We start from the raw sequence: 11,806 nt of genomic DNA on the forward strand, positions 1-11,806 counted from the left end.
AGATGTGTATAAGAGACAGCTCCCCACCTCCACCGCAGCCTCCGCCGCTTCGACATCACCGCCATGGGTGTCGCCGCCGTCATCTCCTTCGACACCGTCGGCCAGATCGCCACCGGCGGGGGCCAGGCGATCACCTGGACCGCGGTCATCGCCGTCCTCTTCCTCGTCCCCTACGCCCTGCTCTTCGCGGAGACCGGTGCCGCGTTCCCCCAGGAAGGCGGGCCCTACGTCTGGGTGAAGCTCGCCTTCGGGAGGTTCACCGCCGCGCTCACCACGCTCTTCTACTGGGTCACCAACCCCATCTGGCTCGGCGGCTCCCTCGTCTTCATCGCCGCCGAGACCTGGGACGGCTTCGTCTTCCACCTCGGCGAGGGCACCCCGGCCGACTACACCTTCAAGCTGCTCTTCATCTGGGCGGCGATCCTCACCGCGGTCGTCTCCCTCCGCCGCGGCAAGTGGATCACCACGGCAGGAGCGGCGGCGAAGCTGCTCGCCCTCACCTTCTTCACGCTCACCGCGGTCGCGTACGGCATGGCCCACGGCTTCCGAGGCCTGTCGGAAGCGGGAGCCGCCCCCACCACGGCCGGCTTCCTCGCCCTGGTCCCCGTACTCCTCTTCGCGTACGTCGGCTTCGAGGCACCCAACGCCGCAGGCGAGGAAATGCACGACCCGCAACGCGACGTCCCCGCGGCCCTCGGCCGCTCAGCGGCGATCGCCGCAGCCTGCTACCTCCTGCCCGTCCTCGCCCTCCTCTCCGTGGTCCCACCGGGCAAGCTCACCGGCATCGGCGGGTTCATGGAGGGCACGAAGCTCGTCTTCACGATCTACGGAGACGGCGCGGCCGCCCCGCTCCTCACCACCACAGCCGTCCTCTTCACCTTCGCGCTGCTCACCCAGGGCAGCGCCTGGATGATCGTCAGCGACCGCATGCAGGCGATGGCGGCGGCGGACGGCGGCTTCTTCAGCCGCAAGCTGGGCGCGTTCCACCCCACCCTCGGCACGCCCGTCCGCACCAACCTGCTCTCCGGGGCGATAGCGACCCTGTTCATGCTCGCGGCGATGCGCCTGGCGGACGGCGACGCGGCGGCGGTCTTCGGAGTGGTCCTCACCGTGGCGGTGACGACCCTGCTCCTGTCCTACCTGTCGGTGATCCCGGCCCTGGCGGTCCTCCGCCTGCGCCACACCGAGACACCCCGCCCCTACCAAGTCCCCTTCGGCACCCGGGGATTCATGATCTGCGCGGCACTCGTCTACGCGTGGATCCTGATCGGCTCCTGGGCGGCCCTGTTCCCCGGCACGCTCGAGCAACTCCTCGGCATCGCGTACGACTTCCATGCCACCTGGGGCGTATCGCGTTTGCCCTTCGAGGCATTCACCCTGGGCACAGTCCTCGCCCTGCTCCTCATCGGCACCATCGGCCACTGGGCGGCGAACATCCGCGCTCATGTGCGCCGTTGATGCGCCGTCAGCCATGGGCATGAGATGGAGGACAGGCAGTACGCCTTCGAGGAGGAGACCCATGGCCGAGTCCCCCAACCCCGTGTTCACCCCCGAGCAGCCGACCGTGACACCAGGCCTGCCCGAACTGGTCCTGCTGGGAGCCTGCGGCTGCGGCTCGGGCTGCGGCTGCGGCTGCCAGCAGGGTGGGTCGTGCCAGTGCGGCGGAGGCTGCGGGTAAGGCGCACCAAAAGGGCGCACAAAAAGGGTGTGCCCCGCACCTTGAAGTGCGGGGCACACCCTGACGCCCGAGAAGGGGAACTCAGGCCCCTTCCACAGGCGTCCCCGTCGGCTGGATCTCATCCGCGTGCTCACCGGTGACCAGGTACACGACCCGCTTGGCCACGGAAACCGCGTGGTCGGCGAACCGCTCGTAGTAACGGCCGAGCAGCGTCACGTCCACGGCGGTCTCGATGCCGTGCTTCCACCGGTCGTCCATCAGGTGCTGGAAGAGCGTGCGGTGCAGCAGGTCCATCTCGTCGTCGTCCTGCTCGAGCTGCAGCGCGAGATCGACGTCCTTGGTGATGATGACCTCGGCGGCCTTCGCCATCAGCCGCTGCGCGAGCTGCCCCATCTCCAGGATCGTCGCGTGCAGATCCTGCGGCACGGCCGTCTCGGGGAAGCGCAGCCGGGCCAGCTTGGCGACGTGCTGGGCGAGGTCGCCCGAGCGCTCCAGGTCGGCGCTCATGCGCAGCGAGGTGACGACGATGCGCAGATCGGTGGCGACCGGCTGCTGCCGCGCGAGCAGGGCTATCGCACGGGCCTCCAGTTCGTGCTGGAGATCGTCGACCTTCTGGTCGGCGGCGATCACACTCTCCGCCAGCTTCAGGTCGGCGTCGAGCATGGACGTCGTGGCGCGCCCGATCGCCGACCCGACGAGCCGGGCCATCTCGACCAGGCCCTCGCCGATCGAGTCAAGTTCCTCGTGGTACGCGTCCCGCATGTGGATGTCCCTCTCTAGTACGTCCGGGGGGTGACCCCCACGCTCCCACGGTGCGGCCCTGACGCGTCCGTTTCCGGCATCTCACATGAACCGTCCCTGTCACCGAGGTGAACTGTGGGCGACGGGAAACGGCATCACCGGAGCGGCCCGGCCGAGGCCCCGGGCGGCCCGTTCAGCCGAAGTGAACCATCACCGTCCCCTCGGTGAACTCTGGGCGACGAGTGTTCGAGGCCGCACTCGTATGGCTGTGGCCGGTGCGTAAAAGGCGCATAACCTGGAGGCATGGACGTGAACGCGGCGGTCGCCGCAGCGGCAGCGATCGCCGGGGTGTGCACCGGCGTCATCGCCATGCTGGCGTTCCGCTGGAGCGAGCGCGACCTGAAACGCCCCACCCGGACCTCCCTGCACACCGACGCCGTACTGCCACCAGGCGTCGACACGGTCCTCTCCGTGCTCCGCTCGTCCGCCGTAGTCCTCGACGAGGCGGACAGCGTCGTGAAGGCCAGCTCCGCGGCGTACGCCCTTGGCCTGGTCCGCGGCGGCAAGCTCGCCGTGGAGCCCATGCTCCAGATGGCGCGGGACACCCGCCGTGACGGAGAGATACGCCAGGTCGAGCTGGACCTGCCGCGCCGCGGCACCGGCCGGGGCGAGGCCCTCGCCGTCTCGGCGCGCGTGGCCCCGCTCGGCTCCCGCCTGGTGCTCCTGCTGGTGGAGGACCTCACCGAGGCCCGCCGCATCGAGGCCGTACGCCGTGACTTCGTGGCGAACGTGAGCCACGAGCTGAAGACCCCGGTGGGCGCCCTCAGCCTCCTCTCCGAAGCCGTCATGGACGCGTCCGACGACCCCGAGGCCGTCGAGCGCTTCGCCGGCCGGATGCAGATCGAGGCGACCCGCCTGACCAGCCTCGTCCAGGAGCTCATCGACCTTTCCCGGGTCCAGAACGACGACCCCCTGGAGGACGCCGAACCCGTCCGTGTCGATGAACTGGTGGCGGAGGCGATCGACCGCAGCCGCCACCAGGCCTCCCACAAGCAGATCACCATGGCCGCGGGCGGCACCGCCGACCTGCAGATATGGGGCAACCGCGGCCAGCTCGCGGCGGCGCTCGGCAACCTCGTCGAGAACGCCGTGAACTACAGCCCCGCCCGCACCCGTGTGGGCATCGCGGCCCGCCGGGTCACCGCACCCGGCGGGGATCTCATCGAGGTGGCCGTCACCGACCAGGGCATCGGCATCTCCGACAAGGACAAGGAGCGCATCTTCGAGCGCTTCTACCGCGTAGACCCGGCGCGCTCCCGGGCCACCGGCGGCACCGGCCTCGGCCTCGCCATCGTCAAGCACGTGGCCGCCTCGCACGGCGGGGAGGTCACCGTGTGGAGCTCGGAAGGACAGGGCTCCACCTTCACTCTGCGGCTGCCCGAAGCAGCCGCGACCCGCGACCGCGGATCCGGTCACGGCGGACTCGGCAACGACGCCGACACCGCACGGCCCGACGAGACCACTGCGTACGAACCCATCCCTGCCCCGGAGGTCCTTCCGTGACCCGAGTGCTTGTCGTAGAGGACGAGGAGTCCTTCTCCGACGCCCTGTCCTACATGCTCCGCAAAGAGGGCTTCGAGGTCGCCATCGCGGCCACCGGCCCGGACGGACTCGACGAGTTCGAGCGCAACGGCGCCGATCTCGTCCTGCTCGACCTGATGCTGCCGGGCCTGCCCGGCACGGAAGTCTGCCGCCAGCTGCGCGGCCGCTCCAACGTCCCGGTGATCATGGTCACCGCCAAGGACAGCGAGATCGACAAGGTCGTGGGCCTCGAAATAGGAGCCGATGACTACGTCACCAAGCCCTTCTCGTCCCGCGAGCTGGTGGCCCGCATCCGCGCGGTCCTGCGCCGCAGGGGCGAGCCGGAGGAGGTCACCCCGCAGGCCCTGGAGGCGGGCCCGGTCCGGATGGACGTCGACCGCCACGTGGTCACGGTCTCCGGCTCCAAGGTCGACCTGCCCCTCAAGGAGTTCGACCTCCTGGAGATGCTCCTGCGCAACGCGGGCCGCGTCCTGACCCGCATGCAGCTCATCGACCGCGTCTGGGGCGCCGACTACGTAGGCGACACCAAGACCCTCGACGTCCACGTGAAGCGCCTCCGCGCCAAGATCGAGCCGGACCCCGGGGCCCCGCGCTACCTGGTGACGGTGAGGGGGCTCGGCTACAAGTTCGAGCCGTAAACCGCGAGTGGGCCCGACTTGGCGCCCCGCCGGGGTGCGTCAAGAAGAGGCTCGAGCCGTAAACCGCTGCTCCGTAGACGTACGCCACGTCTCCGTAGACGCACGGAAGGGCGGGAACCCCTCGGGGTTCCCGCCCTTCCGTATGCGTACGTACGTCGATCAGTGCTCGGCGGCGTCGCCCGCACCGTGCGACTCCGCGCCACCCTCGGCCGGCGACGATGCCGCACCGGACGGGTCGGTGCTCGCACCCTCGGCGGGCGTGCCCGACGGCTTCCCCGAGGGGTCCGTGGAGGCCGCGCCCGACGGGTCGGTGGAGGCGCTGCCCGACGGCTTCGTGGACGGCTTGGCGTCCGGCGCCTTCGGGAGCTCGCTCGGGCCCCACTTCTTGAAGTAGCTCTCGGCCGGGATGACGAAGCTCTGCATCTTCACGTCGCCGGTCTTGCTGAAGGCGAAGGCGACCGACTGCACGTCGCCGCCCTTGACGGCCTCGCGGCTGCTGGGCAGGACGGCGGAGGCGTTGTCCTTGCCGCCGATGATGACCGAGCCACCGGCCGGGATGGTCAGCGGACCGCCCGGCTTGGAGGTCTCGTCGTCCTTCGCCGGCGTGATCTTGGCCTTCTTGCCGGTGCCGACGATCGTGATGCCGTCGAGCGTCTGGGCGGTGGAGCCGTTGTTGAAGATCGTCGCGGCGACCACCGCGGGACCCGTCGACTCCAGGTCGGGCTGGGTGATGACCATGGCGTTCTGGATCTTGATGTCGCCGACGGCGGTCGCCGCGTTGTCCGGCTTGATCTCGCTGGTCGCGGCGTCGTTGCCGGCCCCGCACGCGGCGAGCGAGGTGAGCGAGAACGCGATGGCAGTGGCGGCGATGACGCCACGTCGAAGGCTGCGGCTCACGGCGGCGGCAACTCCTTGAACGAGAGCGGTACAGGACGGGCGGGCGGCCGTAAAGCCGTCCTAAGGGTGTGTCAGCGGGCTTAGGTTACCGAGCCGTTCCCACGCCACCGCACCCGACCCGCCCCTACGCACCGCGAGCCTCCCCGCGGCACCCGCCTCTCACCACCCGCGCCTCTTCCCGCGCCTCTTCCGTCACGGCCGGATCATTGTCCTCTCGTTCACCATTCACATAAGCGCCGTCAAGAGTCATCACGGCCCGCCTTGCGGATTTCCGGTAAGGAATGCATGGCGGTCCGGGGAAGTGCCGGAAATTGATCACGAGGATGGCTTGATCAATTCCGGATTCACGCCGAACGGAGAGCCGTACGCCTCTTCCGTCGCCGAACGGAGTAGCGGAAGTTCATCACTCGGAACCCGGCAAACCGGGACGTTCGGCCTCGTGGAGCGCTCTCGGAGGGTGTGTGACGCGCGTGTTTCACCCTCCCCGGAGAGCGGCTCCCACCTGCGAATACCCCGCTCCGCTAGCCGTCCGCAGCACGTTCCTGTTGCTGTTGTCAAGCCCCGAGATATGCCCTGACCTGCGAAAACGCCATTCAGAAGAGGCGGTTCTCGTGTTAGGATGGATAGCCACGGAAGGGGTACCTGTCACATGACGTTCAAGGTTGGCGACACCGTGGTCTATCCCCATCACGGGGCCGCGCTGATCGAGGCCATTGAGACTCGCCAGATCAAAGGCGTGGACAAGACCTACTTGGTGCTGAAGGTCGCCCAGGGCGACCTGACGGTACGTGTGCCTGCGGACAATGCGGAGTTCGTCGGCGTACGTGATGTGGTCGGTCAGGACGGGCTTGACCGGGTCTTCGAAGTGCTGCGCGCGCCGTACGCCGAAGAGCCCACGAACTGGTCCCGTCGCTACAAAGCAAATCTCGAGAAGCTCGCCTCCGGCGATGTCATCAAGGTCGCGGAAGTCGTGCGTGACCTGTGGCGTCGGGAGCGCGAGCGCGGACTGTCCGCAGGTGAGAAGCGCATGCTCGCCAAGGCTCGGCAGATCCTGGTGAGCGAGCTCGCCCTCGCGGAGAACACGAACGAGGACAAGGCCGAGGCCCTGCTCGACGAGGTCCTCGCGTCCTGATCGCGTCCTGACATACGCATACGTCTTGGCGCCATGAAATGCCGCGGTGCCCGCTGACCCTCAATGGTGTCGCCGGGCGCTGCGGCATGTTCGGATCCAGGCGTACTCCGACACATCCCCCGATGCTTGAAACATCCCCCGATGCTTGCTTGGTGTGCCGGGCTCGGGCAGCTGGCTCGACCAGATGTCACGGAAGGGTCCGGTCAAGGCGTCGCGCCCGGCACGGTGTGGCCATACCCATGTCTGCCGAGCGTACAAACCTGAACGGAACCGATGTCTAGCGAATCCCGCACCGCGGTCGTGATTCCCGCTGCCGGACGCGGCGTGCGTCTCGGCCCGGGCGCCCCCAAAGCGCTCCGTGCGCTGAACGGCACTCCCATGCTCATCCACGCCGTCCGGGCCATGGCCGCCTCCCGCGCGGTCTCCCTGGTCGTCGTGGTGGCGCCCCCGGACGGGGCGGCCGAGGTCAAGACGCTCCTGGACGACCACGCCCTGCCCGAGCGCACCGACTTCGTCGTCGTCCCCGGCGGCGAGACCCGCCAGGAGTCCGTGAAGCTCGGCCTCGACGCGCTGCCGCCCGGCATCGGCGTCGTCCTGGTGCACGACGCGGCCCGCCCCCTGGTGCCCGTCGACACCGTCGACGGCGTCATCGAGGCCGTACGCGAAGGCGCACCGGCCGTCGTGCCCGCGCTGCCCCTCGCCGACACCGTCAAGCAGGTCGAACCGCGCGACGACGGTCTGCCCGAGCCCGTGGTGGCGACGCCCGAGCGGGCCCGGCTGCGCGCCGTGCAGACCCCGCAGGGCTTCGACCGCGACATCCTCGTGCGGGCCCACGAGACGGTCACCGACAATGTCACGGACGACGCGAGCATGGTCGAGCAGCTGGGCGTCCAGGTCGTCGTCGTGCCCGGCCACGAAGAGGCCTTCAAGGTGACGCGCCCCCTCGACCTCGTCCTCGCCGAGGCCGTACTCGCCCGCAGGAGGCTCAACGATGGCTTCTGAGACCCCGCAGGTCGTCCTGCCGCAGGTCGGTATCGGCACCGACATCCACGCCTTCGAAGAGGGCCGCGAACTGTGGTGCGCCGGCCTCAAGTGGGAGGACGAGGGTCCCGGCCTCGCCGGGCACTCCGACGCGGACGTCGTCGCGCACGCCGCCTGCAACGCGCTGTTCTCCGCGGCGGGCCTCGGCGACCTCGGCGCCCACTTCGGCACCGGCCGCCCCGAGTGGTCCGGCGCCCCCGGCGTCAAGCTGCTCGCCGAGGCCGCGCGGATCGTGCGGGACGCGGGGTTCACCATCGGCAATGTGGCCGTGCAGGTGATCGGCCCCCGGCCCAAGATCGGCAAGCGGCGCGACGAGGCACAGCAGGTGCTCTCCGAAGCCGCGGGCGCGCCCGTCACGGTCTCCGGGGCCACCACCGACGGGCTCGGCTTCCCGGGCCGCGGAGACGGACTCGCGGCGATCGCCACCGCGTTGGTGGTACGCGCGTCCGGCTGACGGTGGTATTCGGTACTCGTACGCCTTATCAGCTGTCACCGAAGGAGTGGGGCTTCATGTCCGCTCAGCTGCCCGACAAGCTCAAGGCTCTCCTCGACACCCCGGTCTTCGTCAGCGTCGCCACCATCCAGCCCGACGGCAGCCCCCAGGTCTCACCGGTCTGGGTGAAGTGTGACGGCGACGACGTGGTGTTCTCCACCACCGTCTCCCGCCGCAAGTACAAGAACCTGCGGCGGGACCCGCGCGTGACCGTCATGCTCCTGCCCTTCACCGATCCGTACACGTACGCCGAGATCCGCGGCGAGGCGAGCATGACCACCGAGGGCGGACAGGCCCTGATCGACGAGCTGTCGTTGAAGTACACGGGCCTGAAGTACGTGGAGTGGAACCCGCGCTCCGTGCGCGAGGCGCCGCGCGTCGTCGTCCGGGTCACCCCGCGCAAGGTCGTCGGCCGCGTCTGACGCCCACGCATGTCACAGTTCCGTGCCCGGTTGCCGCCGGAGGTCGCGGGGCACTGTCCTGCGCCCACTACCCTGGTGTGGTGACGATTCGCCTGTACGACACCAGCGCCCGGCAGATCCGTGACTTCAGCCCTCTCGTCGAAGGTTGTGTCTCGATCTACCTGTGTGGCGCCACGGTGCAGGCCGCCCCGCACATCGGGCACATCCGGTCGGGGCTCAACTTCGACATCATGCGGCGCTGGTTCGCCCACCGCGGCTACGACGTGACGTTCATCCGCAATGTCACGGACATCGACGACAAGATCATCCGGAAGTCGGCGGAGCAGGGTCGGCCGTGGTGGTCGATCGGCTACGAGAACGAGCGGGCCTTCAACGACGGCTACGACGTCCTCGGCTGCCTGCCGCCGACCTACGAGCCGCGGGCGACCGGGCACATCACCGAGATGATCGAGATGATGCGCGGCCTGATCGAGCGCGGCCACGCGTACGAGGCGGACGGCAACGTCTACTTCGACGTGCGTTCCTTCCCCGGGTACCTGGAGCTGTCCAACCAGGAGCTCGACAAGCTCCTGCAGCCCGAGGGCGAGGGCGAGACCGGCAAGCGCGACCAGCGGGACTTCGCCATGTGGAAGGCCGCCAAGGAGGGCGAGCCGTCCTGGGAGACCCCGTGGGGCCGCGGCCGTCCCGGCTGGCACCTGGAGTGCTCGGCGATGGCGCACAAGTACCTCGGCCGTGAGTTCGACATCCACGGCGGCGGCATCGACCTGATCTTCCCGCACCACGAGAACGAGATCGCGCAGGCCAAGGCCTTCGGGGACGCGTTCGCGCGGTACTGGGTGCACAACGGCTGGGTCACCATGAGCGGCGAGAAGATGTCGAAGTCGCTCGGCAACTCGGTGCTCGTGTCGGAGATGGTCAAGAAGTGGCGGCCGATCGTCCTCCGCTACTACCTGGGCACCCCGCACTACCGCTCGATGATCGAGTACTCGGAGGAGGCGCTGCGCGAGGCGGAGTCCGCGTTCGCGCGGATCGAGGGCTTCGTGCAGCGGGTCATGGAGAAGGCCGGGGGAGTGGTCGATCCGGCCCCCGAGGTGCCGCCCGCCTTCGCCGACGCGATGGACGACGACCTGGGCGTGCCGCAGGCCCTCGCGATCGTGCACACCACGGTCAGGCAGGGCAACAGCGCGCTTGCCGCCGACGACAAGGAAGCCGCCGTGGCGCGCCTGGCCGAGGTCCGGGCGATGCTCGGCGTCCTCGGCCTCGACCCGCTCGACCCGCACTGGGCCGGCGAGGCCGAGCGCGGGGAGGACCTCCACGGGGTCGTCGACACCCTCGTACGCCTGGTGCTCCAGCAGCGTGAGGCGGCGCGCGGCCGCAAGGACTGGGCGGCCGCCGACGCCATCCGTGACCAGCTCAACCAGTCCGGCCTCGTCATCGAGGACAGCCCCTCCGGACCGCGGTGGACGCTCGGCCCGCGCTGAGTGCTCTGACCTCGTGATGTGCCGCCCGGCGACCCGGGCGGCACACTTCATTACGTACGCGTGCGCATCCGCGCCTGCGTACGTGCACACTTCATAGACATACGCAGTAGGCGTGCAGCCGCACGCGACACGACAGACAGGTAGGTCATGGCCGCTAACAACCGCCGCATGTCCGGCAAGAAGGGCGCGCAGGTCGGCAGCGGCGGAAATCGACGCCGCGGCCTTGAGGGCAAGGGCCCGACGCCGCCCGCCGAGGCGCGCAAGGGACATGTGAAGAACCGCGTCGCCAACGCGAAGGCCAAGCGCTCCGCGTCGTCCCCCGCCGGCCGCCGTCCCGTGAAGGGGCGCGGCGGCAAGGGCACGTCCGAGATGGTCGTCGGGCGCAACTCCGTCGTCGAGGCGCTGCGCGAGGGCGTCCCGGCGTCGATGCTCTACGTCCAGCAGTTCATCGACAACGACGAGCGCGTCCGTGAGGCGCTGCAGCTCGCCGGCGAGCGGGGCGGCATCCACCTCATGGAGGCGCCGCGCCCCGAGCTGGACCGCATGACGAACGGTCTCAACCACCAGGGGCTCGTGCTCCAGGTGCCGCCCTACGAGTACGCGCACCCCGAGGAGCTCGCGGCCGCCGCGTACGACGCGGGGCAGGACCCGCTGATCGTCGCGCTCGACGGTGTGACGGACCCGCGGAACCTCGGTGCCGTGGTGCGTTCGGTGTCCGCGTTCGGCGGGCACGGTGTCGTCGTTCCCGAGCGGCGTGCCGCGGGCATGACGGCGGGCGCGTGGAAGACGTCCGCCGGTGCGGCGGCGCGGACGCCGGTCGCCCGCGCGACGAACCTGACGCGGGTGCTCGAGGCGTACAAGAAGGCGGGGCTCGCGATCGTGGGCCTGGCCGCGGACGGGGAGCACGAGGTCGGTGACCTCGAGGCGCTGTCCGGCCCGGTCGTGGTCGTCATCGGCAGCGAGGGCAAGGGCCTCTCCCGCCTGGTCGGCGAAACGTGCGACTACCGCGTGCGGATCCCGATGCCGGGTGGCACGGAGTCGCTGAACGCCGGTGTCGCCGCGGGTGTCGTGCTGTACGAGGCGTCGCGTCGTCGGGCCTAGATTTCGTCCTTGAACGCCGGAGGGGCCACAGACGGCTCCTCCGGCGTTTGACGTGCGGGGCCCGGAGGGCGATCTTGACGCGGTCCGGACATTTCCGCACGGTCAAGGCAGTGTCCTAAACACACATCACTCGGTTAGATGAGTGTGGACACCAGAACGCCCCGCAATCCCACGGGGGGAAGCTCGTCAGGGTTCGACGAAGCTCCCGCGCTGAGCATGGTGAAGGTGCCGAGCGACCCGGCCCAGGTCATCGTGAATCACGCGAGCTTCCGCGTGCAGCTCCCCACCGCGCAGCGGACCCAATCCCCGCGTATCGCCAGGCACTTGAGCAATGCCGGTGACACCGTGCGCATCCCCGCGGTCGGCTCCGCCGCACGGCGCAGAACGCCCGTCGTCTGGAGCGGGAAGTCGGAGCCGGGCGACCCCGGAGCGACCGGACTGCTGCAGGCGGTGCGCGGCACCGGCGTGCGCCATTCGGCCGCAGGCGGCGCCGACGCCTTCGACGACGGGGGTGCCACCCAGGTCATCCCGCGTATCGACCTCGATGACGATCTCGAGGTCACGCAGGCCACCCCCGCGG

The 11,806-nt window shown here is 69.6% G+C and carries 12 protein-coding genes and 1 pseudogene; 11 read left to right on the forward strand and 2 right to left on the reverse strand.

Annotated elements, in window-relative coordinates; translation table 11 throughout:
- The first annotated feature begins 54 nt into the window (after nt 1–54).
- Together E2651_RS34230 and E2651_RS44315 are read left to right on the forward strand one after the other, a co-directional pair.
- Entirely contained in the window at nt 55–1,458 is a 1,404-nt protein-coding gene (locus E2651_RS34230) for an APC family permease (RefSeq protein ID WP_348541682.1), read from the forward strand.
- Between the two features lie 61 nt (nt 1,459–1,519).
- A complete protein-coding gene (locus E2651_RS44315; protein ID WP_167828976.1) occupies nt 1,520–1,678 on the forward strand; it encodes a hypothetical protein in 159 nt (52 codons plus the stop codon).
- Nucleotides 1,679–1,759: 81 nt separating this feature from the next.
- Here E2651_RS44315 and phoU read toward each other — a convergent pair whose 3' ends face one another.
- Complete coding sequence (gene phoU / locus E2651_RS34235) at nt 1,760–2,440, reverse strand: phosphate signaling complex protein PhoU (RefSeq protein ID WP_135335156.1); 681 nt, start codon at nt 2,438–2,440, stop codon at nt 1,760–1,762.
- 282 nt (nt 2,441–2,722) lie between these two features.
- On the opposite strand from phoU, the gene E2651_RS34240 reads away from it, so the two are divergent.
- Together E2651_RS34240 and E2651_RS34245 are read left to right on the forward strand one after the other, a co-directional pair.
- Complete coding sequence (locus E2651_RS34240; RefSeq protein ID WP_135335157.1) at nt 2,723–3,982, forward strand: ATP-binding protein; 1,260 nt, start codon at nt 2,723–2,725, stop codon at nt 3,980–3,982.
- A complete protein-coding gene (locus E2651_RS34245) occupies nt 3,979–4,659 on the forward strand; it encodes a response regulator transcription factor (RefSeq protein ID WP_111665435.1) in 681 nt (226 codons plus the stop codon). The genes E2651_RS34240 and E2651_RS34245 overlap by 4 nt, the downstream gene beginning before the upstream one ends.
- Before the next feature lie 159 nt (nt 4,660–4,818).
- On the opposite strand, the gene E2651_RS34250 is transcribed toward E2651_RS34245, so the two are convergent.
- Entirely contained in the window at nt 4,819–5,556 is a 738-nt protein-coding gene (locus tag E2651_RS34250; protein ID WP_135335158.1) for a DUF461 domain-containing protein, read from the reverse strand.
- A 649-nt stretch (nt 5,557–6,205) separates the two neighbouring features.
- On the opposite strand from E2651_RS34250, the gene E2651_RS34260 reads away from it, so the two are divergent.
- The 7 genes and pseudogenes from E2651_RS34260 to E2651_RS34290 form a co-directional block, all read left to right on the forward strand.
- Nucleotides 6,206–6,688, forward strand: a complete 483-nt coding sequence (locus E2651_RS34260; protein ID WP_003953493.1) for a CarD family transcriptional regulator — start codon at nt 6,206–6,208, stop codon at nt 6,686–6,688.
- Nucleotides 6,689–6,961: 273 nt separating this feature from the next.
- Nucleotides 6,962–7,690 (forward strand): 2-C-methyl-D-erythritol 4-phosphate cytidylyltransferase, encoded by a 729-nt coding sequence (gene ispD, locus E2651_RS34265; protein WP_135335159.1) that lies wholly within the window; start codon nt 6,962–6,964, stop codon nt 7,688–7,690.
- Nucleotides 7,680–8,183 (forward strand): 2-C-methyl-D-erythritol 2,4-cyclodiphosphate synthase, encoded by a 504-nt coding sequence (ispF, locus tag E2651_RS34270; protein WP_135335160.1) that lies wholly within the window; start codon nt 7,680–7,682, stop codon nt 8,181–8,183. Before ispD ends, ispF begins: the two co-directional genes overlap by 11 nt.
- A gap of 56 nt (nt 8,184–8,239) precedes the next feature.
- Nucleotides 8,240–8,644, forward strand: coding sequence for a PPOX class F420-dependent oxidoreductase (locus tag E2651_RS34275; RefSeq protein WP_135335161.1), 405 nt, complete (start codon nt 8,240–8,242; stop codon nt 8,642–8,644).
- Nucleotides 8,645–8,724: 80 nt separating this feature from the next.
- Nucleotides 8,725–10,125: a cysteine--tRNA ligase gene (cysS, locus tag E2651_RS34280; RefSeq protein ID WP_135335162.1), complete on the forward strand. Its 1,401-nt coding sequence runs from the start codon at nt 8,725–8,727 to the stop codon at nt 10,123–10,125.
- Between the two features lie 147 nt (nt 10,126–10,272).
- Entirely contained in the window at nt 10,273–11,226 is a 954-nt protein-coding gene (gene rlmB, locus E2651_RS34285; RefSeq protein ID WP_135335163.1) for a 23S rRNA (guanosine(2251)-2'-O)-methyltransferase RlmB, read from the forward strand.
- A 138-nt stretch (nt 11,227–11,364) separates the two neighbouring features.
- Nucleotides 11,365–11,806 (forward strand): annotated as a pseudogene (locus E2651_RS34290) (hypothetical protein); the annotation flags it as partial.

It is taken from the genome of Streptomyces sp. MZ04 (genome assembly GCF_004684775.1).
Lineage (GTDB): Bacteria > Actinomycetota > Actinomycetes > Streptomycetales > Streptomycetaceae > Streptomyces.